Origin of the sequence: Streptomyces sp. NPDC002698, from assembly GCF_042888945.1 — a bacterium.
Taxonomy (GTDB): domain Bacteria; phylum Actinomycetota; class Actinomycetes; order Streptomycetales; family Streptomycetaceae; genus Streptomyces.
Window position 1 is genome coordinate 18,621 of record NZ_JBIAQM010000010.1, and the last position, 14,557, is coordinate 33,177.

The 14,557-nt window shown below is 72.6% G+C and carries 12 protein-coding genes; 5 read left to right on the plus strand and 7 right to left on the minus strand.

Translation table 11 applies throughout. The features are described 5' to 3' along the window. Positions 1–174: 174 nt before the first annotated feature. The 3 genes from ACFYW9_RS16450 to ACFYW9_RS16460 all read right to left on the minus strand — a co-directional run bounded on the left by ACFYW9_RS16450 (position 175) and on the right by ACFYW9_RS16460 (position 3,716). On the minus strand, positions 175–1,155 hold the full coding sequence (locus tag ACFYW9_RS16450; RefSeq protein WP_389150169.1) for an N-acetylmuramoyl-L-alanine amidase: 981 nt from the start codon (positions 1,153–1,155) through the stop codon (positions 175–177). Between the two features lie 22 nt (positions 1,156–1,177). Beyond that, positions 1,178–1,828 (minus strand): class I SAM-dependent methyltransferase, encoded by a 651-nt coding sequence (locus ACFYW9_RS16455; RefSeq protein ID WP_387306810.1) that lies wholly within the window; start codon positions 1,826–1,828, stop codon positions 1,178–1,180. Positions 1,829–1,970: 142 nt separating this feature from the next. After that, positions 1,971–3,716, minus strand: coding sequence for an MFS transporter (locus ACFYW9_RS16460; RefSeq protein WP_389150174.1), 1,746 nt, complete (start codon positions 3,714–3,716; stop codon positions 1,971–1,973). A gap of 289 nt (positions 3,717–4,005) precedes the next feature. Between ACFYW9_RS16460 and ACFYW9_RS16465 the strand changes: the two genes are divergently transcribed. From ACFYW9_RS16465 to ACFYW9_RS16485, 5 genes are all read left to right on the plus strand, one after another. After that, positions 4,006–6,345 carry an acyl-CoA dehydrogenase gene (locus tag ACFYW9_RS16465; protein ID WP_389150177.1) on the plus strand — a complete coding sequence of 780 codons (2,340 nt, stop codon included), beginning with the start codon at positions 4,006–4,008 and terminating at the stop codon, positions 6,343–6,345. Between the two features lie 9 nt (positions 6,346–6,354). Then, complete coding sequence (locus ACFYW9_RS16470) at positions 6,355–7,545, plus strand: lipid-transfer protein (protein ID WP_351864840.1); 1,191 nt, start codon at positions 6,355–6,357, stop codon at positions 7,543–7,545. 113 nt (positions 7,546–7,658) lie between these two features. After that, positions 7,659–9,086, plus strand: a complete 1,428-nt coding sequence (locus tag ACFYW9_RS16475) for an MFS transporter (protein ID WP_389150181.1) — start codon at positions 7,659–7,661, stop codon at positions 9,084–9,086. 50 nt (positions 9,087–9,136) lie between these two features. Continuing rightward, positions 9,137–9,679: a SigE family RNA polymerase sigma factor gene (locus ACFYW9_RS16480; protein ID WP_389150184.1), complete on the plus strand. Its 543-nt coding sequence runs from the start codon at positions 9,137–9,139 to the stop codon at positions 9,677–9,679. After that, the gene (locus ACFYW9_RS16485; protein ID WP_389150187.1) at positions 9,676–10,554 is read left to right on the plus strand and encodes a hypothetical protein; all 879 of its coding nucleotides are present in this window, start codon (positions 9,676–9,678) and stop codon (positions 10,552–10,554) included. Before ACFYW9_RS16480 ends, ACFYW9_RS16485 begins: the two co-directional genes overlap by 4 nt. Positions 10,555–10,664: 110 nt before the next feature. Here ACFYW9_RS16485 and ACFYW9_RS16490 read toward each other — a convergent pair whose 3' ends face one another. The 4 genes from ACFYW9_RS16490 to ACFYW9_RS16505 form a co-directional block, all read right to left on the minus strand. Further along, positions 10,665–11,297, minus strand: a complete 633-nt coding sequence (locus ACFYW9_RS16490; RefSeq protein ID WP_328674454.1) for a response regulator transcription factor — start codon at positions 11,295–11,297, stop codon at positions 10,665–10,667. Between the two features lie 242 nt (positions 11,298–11,539). Further along, positions 11,540–12,790 carry a sensor histidine kinase gene (locus ACFYW9_RS16495; protein ID WP_389150190.1) on the minus strand — a complete coding sequence of 417 codons (1,251 nt, stop codon included), beginning with the start codon at positions 12,788–12,790 and terminating at the stop codon, positions 11,540–11,542. A gap of 14 nt (positions 12,791–12,804) precedes the next feature. Further along, complete coding sequence (locus ACFYW9_RS16500; protein WP_389150193.1) at positions 12,805–13,524, minus strand: ABC transporter permease; 720 nt, start codon at positions 13,522–13,524, stop codon at positions 12,805–12,807. Next, positions 13,524–14,405, minus strand: a complete 882-nt coding sequence (locus ACFYW9_RS16505) for an ATP-binding cassette domain-containing protein (protein WP_389150622.1) — start codon at positions 14,403–14,405, stop codon at positions 13,524–13,526. Before ACFYW9_RS16505 ends, ACFYW9_RS16500 begins: the two co-directional genes overlap by 1 nt. Between the last annotated feature and the right edge of the window lie 152 nt (positions 14,406–14,557).

The window sequence follows — 14,557 nt, forward strand, 5'->3', positions numbered from 1 at the left end:
ACTTCAGGTCCTTCGTCAGTCGTCTCGTCATCGGTGAGGCATCGCTGTGCACCGTGTCGCCGACATAGTGCCGTTGTCAGGACTCGGTGTGAAGCGCGGGGGTGGCCCTTTATCGTACGGACGACCTTATCGCCCGGACGATCAGGGTGTCCGCCGGGTTGAGTCCGTAGATCACTACCCGTGCAGGAAACCAACGATTCCTTCAGAGATCCCCCGTGCCGCGTTCTCTCGCCACGCGCCACTGGTGAGCAGCGCCGCGTCCTTCGTATCGCGCATGTTGCCGCACTCGATGAACACCTTGGGAACCGTTGACAGATTGAGACCGCCGAGATCCTTACGGACCACCAGTCCGGTTCCGTCACCGACGTAGTTGGAGGGCGCGCTGCCCGTCTCGCGGACGAACAGGCCCGCGATGCGCTCGCCGAGGTCGCGGGAGGAGGCGACGATCGGACGGGTGTCGGCGGCGCCCTCGTGCACCGACGCCGGGAGGATCACGTGGAAGCCGCGGTTGCCGGCCGCCGACCCGTCGGCGTGGAGGGAGACGACCGCGTCCGCGTGCGCCGTGTTGCCGATACGGGCCCGCTCGTCGACGCAGGGGCCGAAGGACCGGTCGCCGTCCTGGGTCAACTTCACCGTGGCGCCCCGCTTTTCGAGGATGGTCCGCATCCGGTGCGCGACGTCGAGGGTGAACCGGGCCTCCGTGTAACCCGCGTTGGTCGACGTGCCGGTCGTGTCGCACTCCTTCCAGTTCGTTCCGATGTTCACCTTGCGGTTGATCTCGGACGTGTGCCGGAAGTTGGCTGGGTTGTGCCCCGGGTCGATGACGATGACCTTGCCCTTGAGGGAGCCGGAGGCGGCGGGCTTCGAGGAGGACGAGGAGGAGGACGAGGGCGCCGGGGTCGACGACGTACTCGGCTTGGTGTCGTCCGTGGTGGAGGCGGACGCCCGAGAGGAGGGGGAGACGGAGCCGGTCGCGGAGGACGACGAAGCGGGAACGGCCCGGTCGGAGCCGCCCCCCGAATCGTCTCCCACGGCCTGCCACACGAGGTACCCGGCCAGTGCGCCGGGTACGAGCGCGGCGAGCGCGACGGTGAGCGGTCCGCGCCGGGAACGGCGCGGCTGGGGCGGTTCGAAGTCAGGGCCTACGTACGACACGTCAGCGACTCTAACCGGGCGCTCAGATCCCCGCTCCGGTTCGCCGCAGGACGCGCAGGGAGCCGGTCACCGCGATCTCGGTGAACGCGCCCGACTCCAGGGCCCGGAGGTAGACGCGGTAGGGGGCCTGGCCGGTGAACTCGTCGACGGGGTCCGGGAACACGTCGTGGATGACGAGGAGCCCGCCCTCGGCGACATGCGGTGCCCAGCCCTCGTAGTCGCCGCTCGCGTGCTCGTCGGTGTGGCCGCCGTCGACGAAGACCAGGCCGAGGGGCGTGCCCCAGAAGGCGGCGATCTGCGGCGAGCGGCCGACCAGCGCGACCACGTGGTCCTCCAGGCCCGCCCGGTGAAGGGTGCGGCGGAAGGTGGGGAGTGTGTCCATCAGGCCGATCTCCGGGTCGACCGTGGACGGGTCGTGGTACTCCCAGCCCGGCTGCTGCTCCTCGCTGCCCCGGTGGTGGTCGACCGTGATCGCGGTCACCCCGGCCTCGCGGGCCGCGTCGGCGAGCAGGATCGTGGAACGTCCGCAGTAGGTGCCGACCTCCAGGAGCGGCAGCCCGAGCCGTCCGGCCTCGACGGCGGCCTCGTACAGCGCGAGTCCCTCACCCCGCGGCATGAACCCCTTCGCGGCCTCGAAGGCGGCGAGGATCTCGGGCTTGGGTGCCGCGGGCATGGGGTCCTCCATCGGTGCGAACAGCAAGGGGTGCGCAGAGCACTGCCCGGGTCTACGGATCCCCGGCCGCCCCATCGTGCACCACACTTCCGCCACGTGGACGGCGGGAGTGTCGATGATCACGCCGGGGCGGGCCGGGGCGTCAGGCGGTGACCTCGGCGTTCTCGCCCGGGAGCGAGAGGTCGAGGGCGACCGGGCTGTCGTCGCCCCGGTGCGTCGCCGAGGAGGCGAGCGGGCCGTGGCCGGCGGCACGGGCGGCGAGCACGTAGGCGCCCTCGGCCGGTACGGCGAGCGCGTAGCTGCCGTCCTCGGCGGAGAAGGTGGCACCCGCCTGGCGGCCGCGCCGGTCGATCAGGGTGACCTTGGCGCGGGCGACCGGGCCGCCCTCGGCGTCCAGGACCCGGCCGCGGAAACCGCCGAGCACCTCGTGCGCCCGCTCCAGCGCCGCGTCCTCCTCGCTGCTCGCCACCAGCGAGGGCTTGGTGGCCGGGCGGCGGCCGGGCAGGAACAGTGCCATGAGCACGCCGACGGCGACCGCGCCCGTGGCGATCAGGAAGGACACGCGGAAGCCGTGCATGGTCGGGACGGCGGCCCCGCCGACGTGGTGCGCCGTGTTGGCGAGCACCATGCCGATGACGGCGCTCGACACCGACGTGCCGATGGAGCGCATCAGGGTGTTCAGACCGTTGGCCGCGCCCGTCTCCGAGGCCGGGACGGAGCCGATGATCAGGGCGGGCAGCGAGGAGTAGGCGAGGCCGATGCCCGCGCCCAGGATCACCGCGATGACCAGCGACTGCCAGGCGGCGTTCATCAGGCCGAGACCGGCGCCGTAGCCGATCCCGATGATCACCATGCCGATGATCAGCGTGATCTTCGGGCCGTACTTCGCCGACAGACGGGCGTACACGGGGGCGGTGAGCATCATCGTCAGGCCGAGCGGTGCCACGAGCAGGCCCGCGTTCACCATCGACTGGCCGAGGCCGTACCCGGTGGACGTCGGGAGCTGGAGGAGCTGCGGCAGGACCAGCGAGACGACGTAGAAGGAGACACCGACCATGATCGAGGCGAGGTTGGTGAAGAGGACCGCCGGGCGGGCCGTGGTGCGCAGGTCGACCAGCGGGGCCTTCAGGCGCAGCTCCATCACGCCCCACAGCAGCAGTACGGCGACGGACGCGCCGAACAGGCCGAGCGTGGTGGGCGCGGTCCAGCCCCAGTCGCTGCCCTTGGTGATCGGCAGCAAGAAGAGCACGAGCCCGGCGGACAGGCCGATCGCGCCCAGCACGTCGAAGGTGCCCTCCGCGCGCATCGGGGACTCCGGCACGAAGACGAGGGTGAGGACGATCGAGAGGACGCCGAGTCCGGCGGCGCCGTAGAAGAGGGCGTGCCAGTCCGCGTGCTGCGCGACGAGGGCCGCGGCGGGCAGCGCGAGTCCGCCGCCGACGCCGATCGAGGAGCTCATCAGGGCCATCGAGGAGCCGAGCTTCTCGCGGGGCAGCAGGTCGCGCATCAGGCCGATGCCCAGCGGGATCGCACCCATCGCGAAGCCCTGGAGCGAACGGCCCACGATCATCGGCAGCAGTGTGCTGGTCAGCGCGCTGACGAGGGCGCCGACCACCATGATCGACAGGCTGGTCAGCAGCATGCGCCGCTTGCCGAAGAGGTCGCCGAGGCGGCCCATGATCGGGGTGGCGACCGCGCCCGCGAGCAGGGTCGAGGTCAGGACCCAGGTGGCGTTGCTGGGCGCGGTGTCCAGGAGCGTCGGCAGATCCTTGATGACCGGGACGAGCAGGGTCTGCATCACCGCGACAACGATGCCCGCGAAGGCGAGCACCGGCACGGTCGCGCCGCCCGGCCCGCGCGCGGTCCTGCCGGTCGTCGTGTGCGTCATTGCGGGGGCCTCCAGGCCGTGAGTGAAGGGGCTCTCGGGAGAGCGAGGGGGAGGGGTGGTCCCTGTGGATGCGGGGACGGTCGGCCGGGTGACCCCTGGGCAGGGGACGCCGGTCGGGTGATCCACGCGGGTACGTGCAGAAGGAACCGGTCCGCCCGGGCAACTATTCCGATGCTTCGGCACACTAACGAATTCTTGACCGGGTCATGGGTATCTGACCTACCGTCAGAATGAAACGTGTTCTAGTCTGGCGCGGATCCACGCACCTTGGGCCTTTGGGGAGGCACGCATGGGTATCGCGGTCACGCCGGAGCAACGGGAGCTCGCCGAGGCCGTGCGCGGCTGGATCGCCCGCGCCGTGCCGCCCGAAGAGGTCCGCAAGCTCCTGGACGCGCCGGGTGGCGGCAGACCTCCGTTCTGGGACGCGCTCGCCGCGCAGGGACTGCTCGCCGTGCACCTGTCCGAGGCGTACGGGGGCGGCGGCGGTGACCTGGCCGACCTCGCCGTCGTCGTGGAGGAGGCCGCGCGGGCGGCGCTGCCGGGGCCCTTCGTGGCGAACGTCCTGGCGTCGGCGGTGCTGGCGGCGGAGCCTCTGGGGGAGGCGGGCGAAGCGGGTGATTCCGTGCGCGGGCCCGGGTTCGGTTCTCCGGTGGGGGCGCCAGGGCACGAGGACCTCGTACGGGAGGGGCCGGCCGGTCTCGTACGGGATCCGGGTCGCGCCGAACTCGTACGGGCCCTGGGGCGCGGGGAGCGCATCGGTGCCGTCGCGTTCGGCGCCGGTTCCCTGACGGCTCTGGCGGTGGACGGCGGATACGTGCTGGACGGGACGGCGCCGCCCGTGCTGTCCGGCGCCGACGCGGACGTGCTCGTGCTGGCGGCGACGCTCGCCGGGCCTGAGCGCATCTCCGGCACCGGCACCGGCACCGGCACCGGCGCCGCCGCCGAGACGGGCGCCGTGGCCGACGGCGTGATCTGGCTGGTGGTGGACGCCGCGGACCTGGTCGTCCGGCCGCACGACAGCGCCGATCCGACCCGGGGGACCGCCGAGGTCCGGGCCCGGGGCATGCGGGTCCCCGTCGGCCGTGTCCTCGCGGTCGGCCCCTCACTGGTCCGGGACCTGGCCGCCGTCGTCCTCGCCGCCGACGCCTGCGGCACCGCGGCCTGGTCGCTGGACACGGCCGCCGGGCACGCCAGGGTCCGCGAGCAGTTCGGCCGCCCCATCGGACACTTCCAGGGCGTCAAGCACCTGTGCGCCGACATGCTGCTGCGGCTGGAACAGGCGAGGGCGCTCACCTGGGACGCGGCACGCGCCGGACAGGAGCCGCACGGCGTAAGGGAGTTGGCGGCCGCACTCGCGGCCGGCACCGCCCTCGACGCCGCCTGCTCCTGCGCCAAGGACTGCGTCCAGATCCTCGGCGGCATCGGGTTCACCTGGGAGCACGACGCCCACCTGTATCTGCGCCGGGCCCTGGTGGCACGGCAGTTGCTCGGGGCGGGGAGCGGACACCTGCGGCGGGCGGTACGGCTCGCGCGCGACGGCGTACGGCGGGAACTGCGCCTGGAACTGCCGCCGGAGGCGTCCGCGTACCGGGCCGGCGCCCGTGAGGTGATCGACCGGGTGCGCGGACTCGCCCCGGCGGACGCCCGCCGGTCCCTGGCACCCACCGGGTACGCCGCCCCGCATCTGCCGCCGCCGTACGGCCTCGGCGCCGGGCCCGTACAACAGCTCGCCGTACAGCAGGAGTTGACCGAAGCCGGAGTGCGGACAAGCGATCTCGGGATCGCGACCTGGGTCGTGCCGTCCCTCATCGCGCACGGGACCCGCCGGCAGCAGGAGCGCTATCTGCTGCCCACCCTGCGCGGCGACCTCCTGTGGTGCCAGCTCTTCTCGGAGCCCGGCGCCGGATCCGACCTCGCCTCGCTGCGCACCCGCGCCGAGCGCACCGCCGACGGGCGGTGGCGGATCAACGGACAGAAGGTGTGGACGAGCGCGGCGCAGTGGGCCGACCACGGGATCCTCCTCGCCCGGACGAACCCGGCCGCGCCCAAGCACAAGGGGCTCACCTACTTCGTCGTCGACATGAAGAACACGGACGGAATCGACATCCGCCCGCTGAAGGAGATCACCGGGGACTCCCTCTTCAACGAGGTCTGGTTCGACGACGTGCTGCTGCCCGCGGACGCCGTCGTCGGCGAGGTCGACGACGGCTGGCGGGTCGCCCGCAACACGCTCGGCAACGAACGCGTCCACATGGCCGACCAGCTGACCTTCGACACCGGCCTGGAGGCGCTGATACCGGCCGACGTCGACGGCCCCCGGCTGGGAGCGCTGCTGGCCGAGGCGCACGCCCTGGCCTGCATCACCCTGCGCACCACCCTCCGCCAGGTCTCCGGCGTCGAACCGGGCGCGGGCGCCTCCGTCCGCAAACTCGTACAGACGGCACATCAGCAGAAGGTCGCCGAGCTCGCACTCGAACTCCTCGGCCCCGAAGGCGCGTTGTGCGAGGGCCCCGGCAAACGGGCCGTGCACGGCTTCCTGCTCTCCCGGTGCCTGACCATCGCGGGCGGCACCACCCAGGTCCAGCTCAACCTCGTCGCCGAGCGCATACTCGGCCTGCCGCGGGACTAGGAGCGCGTCATGAGGACGTACGTCGTCGGTGTCGGAATGACCAGGTTCGAGAAGCCCGAGACCCGGGACTGGCAGTACTGGGACATGGTCCGGGAGGCCGGCTCCGGCGCCCTGGCCGACGCGGGGATCCCGTACACGGACGTGGAACAGGTCCCCGTCGGCTACTGCTTCCAGGCGTCCACCGCCGGCCAGCGCGCCGCCTACGAACTCGGCCTGACCGGCGTGCCCGTCTACAACGTCAACAACAACTGCGCCACCGGGGCGAGCGCGTTGATGCTGGCCCGGCAGTTCGTCGAGGGCGGCGTCAGCGACTGCGTCCTCGCGCTGGGCTTCGAGAAGATGAAGCGGGGCTCGCTCGGATCGGGCGCCGACGGCGGGGACTTCGCCACGTCACCCGTCGCCCGCCACTACGGAGTCATGGCCGCCCGGCACGGCTTCGAGATGTCCCCGCCCACCGCGCAGATCTTCGGCGACGCGGCCCGCGAGCACATGGAGCGGTACGGCACGACCGAGGCCCAGCTCGCCGCCGTCGGCGCCAAGAACCACCGCCACTCCGCGAACAACCCGTACGCCCAGTTCCAGGACGTGTACTCCGTCGAGGAGATCCTCGCCGCGAAGGCCGTCCACCGGCCGCTGACCCGGCTCCAGTGCTCACCCACCTCCGACGGGGCCGCCGCCGCCGTCGTCGTGTCCGAACGGTTCGCCGAGCGGCACGCGCTGGAGGACAGGGCGGTCGAGATCGTCGCACAGGCGATGACCACCGACACCGAGGAGTCCTTCGCCTCGGGCTCCTGCGTCGACGTCGTCGGGCAGCCGATGTCGCGGGAGGCCGCGCGCCAGGTCTACGAGCGCTCCGGACTCGGCATCGAGGACGTGGACGTCGTGGAGCTCCACGACTGCTTCTCCGTCAACGAACTGCTGACCTACGAGGCGCTCGGCATGTGCGCGGAGGGGGAGTCGGGCGCACTCGTCGAGTCGGGGGCGACGACGTACGGCGGGCGCTGGGTGGTCAATCCCTCCGGCGGGCTGATCTCCAAGGGGCATCCGCTGGGAGCGACCGGAATCGCCCAGGTGGCCGAGCTGGTCTGGCAGTTGAGGGGACAGGCCGAGGCGCGCCAGGTCCAGGGGGCGCGGGTCGGACTCGCGCACAACATCGGGCTGGGCGGCGCGGCGGTGGTCACGCTGCTGCGCAGGCTCTAGGGGCACCGGGCGTCGCTGGGCAGGCTCGGCCTCACGGGAGGGGCCCTAGGTCCGGTGCAGTACGTCCGGCTGCGCCGAAATACCGATGCAAGGAGCGTCAGGGGGTTGAGAGCATGACAGCCATGCTCCGAGCCGCCGAAGACATCCGGACGTCCGCCCCTGCCGCCCCGCCCACCTGGGTGGTGATCGCGCTCGCGTGTGCCGGACAGTTCCTGGTCGTCCTGGACGTGTCCGTGGTCAACGTGGCCCTGCCCTCCATGCGCACCGACCTGGGGCTGAGCGCCCCCGGACTCCAGTGGGTGGTGAACGCCTACTCCATCGCCTTCGCCGGATTCATGCTCCTCGGCGGGCGGGCCGGTGACCTGTACGGGCGCAAGCGGATGTTCCTGGTGGGCCTCGCGCTCTTCACGCTCGCCTCGGTCGCCGGCGGCCTCGCCCAGGAGGGCACCCAACTGCTCCTGGCGCGCGCCGCGCAGGGACTGGGGGCCGCGGTGCTCGCGCCCTCGACACTCACGATCCTGACGTCGGCCGTTCCCGAGGGCCCCGCACGCGCGCGGGCCATCGCGACCTGGACCGCCGTGGGAGCCGGTGGCGGCGCGGCGGGCGGGCTCGTCGGCGGACTGCTGGTCGACGGGCTGTCGTGGCGCTGGGTGCTCCTCATCAACGTGCCCGTCGGCGCGATGGTGCTGGCAGGCGCGGCGCGCTGGCTGACGGAGAGCCGGGCCGGGGACGGGCGGCGGCTCGACCTGCCGGGCGCGCTCCTGGTGACGGCGGGACTCGCGACCCTGGCGTACGGGATCGTGCAGACGGAGGCCGAGGGCTGGACCGCGGCGGAGACACTCGTACCGCTCGGCGCGGGAGCGGCTCTCATCGGGCTCTTCCTGGCGGTCGAGGCGCGGACGAAGGCGCCGCTGATGCCGCTGAAGCTGCTGCGGCTGCGGTCGGTGTCGTCGGCGAACGCCGCCGTGTTCGTCTCCGGCTCGGCGATGTTCTGCATGTGGTTCTTCATGACGCTGTACGCCCAGAACGTGCTCGGCTACTCGCCGCTCGGCGCGGGCCTCGCCCTGGTGCCGAGCTCGCTCGCCGTGGTCGTCGGCTCGAAGTCGGCGCCCCGCCTCATGCCGGTCGTCGGCGCGCGCAACGTGGCGGTCCTCGGCACGCTCCTGGCCGCGGCCGGGTTCGGCTGGCAGTCGGCCATGACCGCGGACGGCCCGTACCTCACGGCCATCATGCTCCCCGGCGTCCTGATGATGGCGGGCGCCGGTCTGGCCGCGACACCGCTGGCCGCGATCGCGACCTCGGGCGCGGTGCCGGAGGACGCGGGGGTGGTCTCGGGCCTGGTCAACACCTCGCGGGTGATGGGCGGTTCACTGGGACTCGCGGTCATGTCCACGATCGCGGCGGCCCGTACCGGGGGAAGCGTCGCGGGGGAGGCGCTGACCGCCGGGTACGCGCTGGCGTTCCGCGTCAGCGGCGTGATGCTGCTCGCCGGGGCCGTCCTGATGTTCTTGTGGCTGCCCCGGACGACGTCACGGCGGTGAGGCAACGAATTCAGGTGCCTGTGGACTCCTTGAGTCACTAGGAGGTGCCCATGGGGGTTCGGAAGCAGGCCCGGGACGAGGAGTTCCAGGGCTTCGTGGTCGGTCGCTGGCCGCGGCTGATGCGTACGGCGTTTCTCCTGACGGGGGAGCAGCACGCCGCCGAGGACCTGGTCCAGACGACACTGGAGCAGGTGTACGTGGCATGGCGCCGGGTCGGCTCGGCCGACGAACCGGACGCGTACGTGCGGCGCATGATGATCAACGCGCACGCTCGAAGACACCGCAGAAGACTCAAGGAGTTCCTCGCGCCGAGGGACGACTCGGGGATCGGACGCGAGGTCCCCGACAGCGCCGACCCGATCGCGCGCGCCGACGACCGCGGCACCCTGATCGCCGCGCTGTCCGGGCTGCCCCCGCGCCAGCGCGAGGCGGTGGTCCTGCGCTACTGGGAGGACCTGAGCGAGAGCCAGGCGGCCGAGGCGATGGGCTGCTCGGTGGGCGCGGTGAAGAGCAACGCGGCCAAGGGGATCGCGAAACTCCGTGCCGTACCGGGACTGGCGAACACGATGGCGCAGGGAGGGCGGATCCGATGAGCGCGAACCGGGAGACGAATCACGACATGGCGGCGACGGACGCGGACATCTCCTTCCTGTTGGCCGAGGCGGCGGACGGGGTCGAGATCGGTACGGCCCCCTACCAGGCGGTGCTGCGCGGTGGCCGGCTCCGCAGGGCGCGCCGCTGGGCGACGGCGGCGGCGGTCGCCCTGGTCGTCGCCGGGTCCACGGGGGCCCTGGCGCTGACGGGCGGGACGGGTGACGAAGCCAGGGGGGTCGCGCCGGCCGGCGAGCACACCAGGCGGGTCACGCCGCCCGACCGCGGGCTGCCCGAGGGCTGGCGGACGCTCGGGCCACGGGGGACGTTCGTGACGCAATGGACCGACCACGACAGGACCTGGAGCGTCCTCGTGGAGACGTGGCCGGCGTCGAAGGACGAGGCGGAGGCGCGGCAGCAGCGCACGCTGATGCGGCAGTACGGCGTCACGCCGACGGGCGTCAGGAACGCTTCGGACCTCGCGGGCAAGCGGTGGGTCTTCGTCAAACTGATCCCGGAGGGAGGGCCTCCGAGGACGGTGATCGACGGAGCGGTCCCGAAGGACGAATCGTTCTCGGGCAAGGACGTCGAGGCGTTCTCCCTGCCGCTGAACGGCAAGGCGCCCAAGGGGGCGAAGGTGCCTTCTCAGGGGCTCGTGATCGGCAAGGTCGCCCGGACCGCCGAGGAGGTCACCTGCACCTGGGACGAGGGCACGACGGTCAGGTCCCGGAGGGTCGCCCACCGGGGCACCATGCATCCCGCGGGCGTCTGGAACCTGATCTGGCGGGTGGACGGGTCCCAGCCCGACTGGTTCGTGTGCGTGGCACCGGAGGGCAAGGGCCGCGGGACGGCGGAAGCGGTGGTGACGAAGCCCTGAGGGATCTCCCGGGGCCGGGCCTGCCGCCGGTCCGGTCCGGCCCGTCGGGACCGTTCGGGCCGGAGGCGGGTCGGCGGGCGGTCGCGCAGTCGCGTCGGCACGCACAGGCCCTACAGCCATCCCTGCTGACGGGCCTCTCGCATCGCCTCCATGCGGTTGCGGGTGCCCGTCTTGCCGATGGCCGAGGACAGGTAGTTGCGGACGGTGGACTCGGAGAGGTGCAGCTTGCCGGCGATGTCGGCGACGGTGGCGCCGTCCACCGAGGCCTTCAGCACGTCGCACTCGCGGGCCGTGAGCGGATTGGGCCCGGCGCTCAGCGCGGCGGCGGCGAGCGCCGGATCGATGACGGTCTCCCCGGTCAGCACCCGGCGGATCGCCTCGGCCAGTTCCTCCACGGGCCCGTCCTTGACCAGGAACCCGGCGGCACCCGCCTCCATGGCCCGCCGCAGATAGCCGGGGCGGCCGAACGTGGTGAGGATCAGCACCCGGCAGTCGGGCGCCTGCTCACGCAGTTCGGCGGCGGCGTCCAGCCCGCTCATCCCGGGCAACTCGATGTCCAGCAGGGCCACATCGGGCCGGCTGGTCAGCACCGTGTCCACGATCTCGTCCCCCGCGGACACCTGCGCGACCACCTCGATGTCCGGCTCCATCCCGAGCAGCAGGGCGAGCGCCCCGCGCATCATCTGCTGGTCCTCGGCGAGCAGGACACGGACGGACTTGGCGGGCCGGTGGTCCCGGGGCATCTCGTTCACGTGGCCAAGCGTAAGGCGAGAGGGGTCCCCGGCCACCTCCCAGGAATCGTCCCCGTCCGGGGCCCAGGGCTTCGGCGCGGCCGCCGTCCACGCGGCGAGCGACGGCGGCTCGAACGCCTTCGACAGCGCCACCTCGTGGACGGACGACGTGAACCGGGCCGTCACGGCCCCTGGGCTCCGTAGCAGCGCGGCCGTGCGGCGGCGGGCACCCTCGCGGGCCGGCCCGCCGCCGCTCACACCGACGCCTCCGTCAGATCCACCGCCTCCACGGGGAGCTCGGCCCGCACCTCGAAACCGCCGCGCGGAGTCCGTCCCGCCCGCAGGGAGCCGCCGGCCGCCGCGAGGCGTTCGGTGAGACCCTTGAGGCCGGTGCCGCCGATGCCCGGCTCGGGATCCGCCGGGGAGGCGTCGGTGCCGTTGTCCGAGACGGTCAGACGGACGAGGTCCGCGGTGCCGTCCACGGTGATCTCGCAGCGCGTCGCGTCGCTGTGGCGTACGACGTTGGTGACGGCCTCGCGCAGCACCCAGCCGAGCAGTGCCTCGGTCTGCGGGACCAGGGGCGGCCCCGACTGCCGGACGACCGGCTCCACCCGCGCGGCGGACAGTGCCGAGCGGGCGCCGTCCAGCTCCGTGGCGAGGCTTCCCTCGCGATAGCCGGTGACCGCCTCGCGGATCTCCGTCAGCGCCTGCCGGCCGACCGACTCGATGTCCGTGACCTGGACGAGTGCCGCGTCCAGATCGCGGGGAGCGAGGCGGCGGGCCGCCTCCGACTTCACCACGATCACGGAGAGCGTGTGCCCGAGCAGGTCGTGCAGGTCGCGGGAGAAGCGCATCCGCTCCTTCTCCACCGCCCGGCGTGCCAACTCCTCGCGGGCCGAACGCAGTTCGCGTACCGCCTCGGAGAGGGAGAGGATCGCGGCCGTCACCATCGTGGACAGGAAGGTGCCGTAGGCGACGTTCACCGCGTCCCAGCCCGCCCGGACGACGGCGACCGCCGCGGCGACCGCCGTCAGACCGAGGCCGATCCTCCCGAGCCAGGGGCCGCGCACCACCGCCCCGGTGGCCAGCCCGAGCAGCGGGAAGAAGAACAGCCAGCTGCCGCCGTACCCGAGGGCCAGTGCGAAGGTGATCACCCCCATCAGGACGAGCGCGACCCGGGTGGAGCGGGCCTCCCGCTTCGACTTCACGAACGCGCGGAACGTCACGTAGATGTACAGCGAGTTGAAGACGAACAGGCCCAGTGCGCCGACCCAGGGCTGCGGTGTCCTGCCCTGGAAGAGGTTGGAGAAGGCACCCATCCCCAGCAGCAGCCACGGCAGCAGCGCGAAGCCGGTCGGCGGCGGGCCCGGGTACTCGGGCATCTCGCCGTCGCTCCCGCACGCGGCCCGCCGCTCGGCCTTGAACCGTTCCCTGTCGGCCTTCCAGCGGCTCCGTTCGGCCCGCAACGCGCGGACCTGGCAGCCGATGTCTCTCGTCCAGGACATGTCCCGATCCCCGTTCAGACGGTTCGTGCGGATCGACGGTACGAGACCACAGCGTACGAACCGAACGCCAGCAGCCAGGCGATCAGCACCGCCACGGCCGTGAGGTCCGGCGCCCGGCCCTCGGTGACCGACACGCCGAGCTGCGCGAAGCGGTTCGTGGGCGTGTACGCCGAGACCGAGCGCAGCCAGCCGGGGAAGAGGGCGAGCGGGAACCACAGGCCGCCGACCACCGCCAGCCCCAGATTGCACACCATGTTCGCGACACCCGTCGTCTGCGCGGTCATCCGGTACCCGTTGCCGAGGCCCAGCAGGGTGAAGGGGACCGAGCCGAGCCACAGCAGCAGGGCCGTCGCGGCCCACTGCCAGGCGTCCAGCCGTACGCCGTTGACCAGGCCGCCGGCCGCGAGCACCGCGACGATCGCGGGCAGCACGGTCACCGAACCGGTCAGCGCCCGCCCGAGCACCACCTCGCGCGGCGTCATCGGGGTCACCCGGAGCTGCCGCAGCCAGCCGGTCACCTTGTCCTCGGCGACCCCGCCGCCCGTGTTCAGCGCCGAGCCGACCGCCCCGTACGCGGCCATGCCGACCATCGACGCGGTCCTCCACGCGCCGTCGTCACCACCGCCGAGGTTGGTGAACAGCAGATACATCATCACCGGCATGGCGACGCCGCCGATCACGAAGCCGGTGTCGCGCAGCGTCCGGCGCACTTCGAGCCGCAGATAGTCGAACATCACACCGTCTCCCGATCGTGCGAGGTGAGGGCCATGAACGCGTCGTCCAGGGACGCGGGGACGACCTCCAGGCCGCGTATCGCCCCCCGCCCGGCCAGCGCGATCACCGTCGCGTCCGAATCGTCCGTGCGCAGCCGGGCCCGCCGCCCGCGCACCTCCACGGCCACCACGCCGGGCAGCAGCGCCAGATCCTCCGTGCCGAGCCCCGCCAGGTCGAAGGAGACCAGATTGCCGCCCGCCGACCGCCTGAGCTCCTTCCCGGTCCCGTTCGCGACGATCCGCCCCCGGTCGACGACGACGATCCGGTCGGCGTGCGCGTCGGCCTCCTCCAGGTAGTGCGTGGAGAACAGCACGGTGTGGCCGCGCCGGGCGTAGGCCCGCATCGACTCCCAGAACGCGAGCCGTGCCTCCACGTCGAGCGCGGCGGTGGGTTCGTCGAGCACGATCAGCGCGGGGTCGCCGGCGAGCGCCACCGCGAACCGCACCCGTTGCGCCTGCCCTCCCGAGAGCCGGTCGACGCGCCGCCCGGCCAGTTCCGTGACACCCGCGAGCCGCAGCGCCTCGGCCACCGGCAGGGGCGCCGGATAGCGACCCGCCACGAAGGAGACCAGCTCCCGGACGGTGACCCGCGGCACCGGCCGGGCGTCCTGGAGCATCGCGCCGACCCGTCCGGCGCGCACCGCCTCCCGCGGGCTGCCGCCGAAGAGCTCCACCGAGCCCTCGTCCGGCTCGTTCAGCCCGAGCAGCAGGGAGATCGCCGTCGACTTGCCCGCGCCGTTGCGGCCCAGCAGCGCCACCGTCTCGCCGCTCGCCACGTCGAGGTCGAGACCGTCCACGGCGCGCACGTCGCCGAACGTCTTGACCGCGTCCCTGAAGCGCACCGCCGGTGCCGTCCCCGCCGGCGGCGGTGCGGACGTTCCCCGCGGCTCGCGCGCCGTCGTCCCCGTTGTCCGTGTCATGAGAACGACGCTAGGGGTCCGGGGCGGTGCCCCGGCAGATGCACTTGTCGGCGATCGGCCGGGACAAATGTCAC

What these genes read in the sequence shown, in the direction of transcription:
- ACFYW9_RS16470 (WP_351864840.1), top strand. Translation starts at nt 6,355, where the DNA reads ATGAGGACGTACGTCGTCGGTGTCGGAATGACCAGGTTCGAGAAGCCC.
- ACFYW9_RS16475 (WP_389150181.1), top strand. Translation starts at nt 7,659, where the DNA reads ATGACAGCCATGCTCCGAGCCGCCGAAGACATCCGGACGTCCGCCCCT.
- ACFYW9_RS16465 (WP_389150177.1), top strand. Translation starts at nt 4,006, where the DNA reads ATGGGTATCGCGGTCACGCCGGAGCAACGGGAGCTCGCCGAGGCCGTG.
- ACFYW9_RS16495 (WP_389150190.1), bottom strand. Translation starts at nt 12,790, where the DNA reads ATGTCCTGGACGAGAGACATCGGCTGCCAGGTCCGCGCGTTGCGGGCC.
- ACFYW9_RS16460 (WP_389150174.1), bottom strand. Translation starts at nt 3,716, where the DNA reads ATGACGCACACGACGACCGGCAGGACCGCGCGCGGGCCGGGCGGCGCG.
- ACFYW9_RS16485 (WP_389150187.1), top strand. Translation starts at nt 9,676, where the DNA reads ATGAGCGCGAACCGGGAGACGAATCACGACATGGCGGCGACGGACGCG.
- ACFYW9_RS16455 (WP_387306810.1), bottom strand. Translation starts at nt 1,828, where the DNA reads ATGCCCGCGGCACCCAAGCCCGAGATCCTCGCCGCCTTCGAGGCCGCG.
- ACFYW9_RS16490 (WP_328674454.1), bottom strand. Translation starts at nt 11,297, where the DNA reads ATGCCCCGGGACCACCGGCCCGCCAAGTCCGTCCGTGTCCTGCTCGCC.
- ACFYW9_RS16500 (WP_389150193.1), bottom strand. Translation starts at nt 13,524, where the DNA reads ATGTTCGACTATCTGCGGCTCGAAGTGCGCCGGACGCTGCGCGACACC.
- ACFYW9_RS16480 (WP_389150184.1), top strand. Translation starts at nt 9,137, where the DNA reads ATGGGGGTTCGGAAGCAGGCCCGGGACGAGGAGTTCCAGGGCTTCGTG.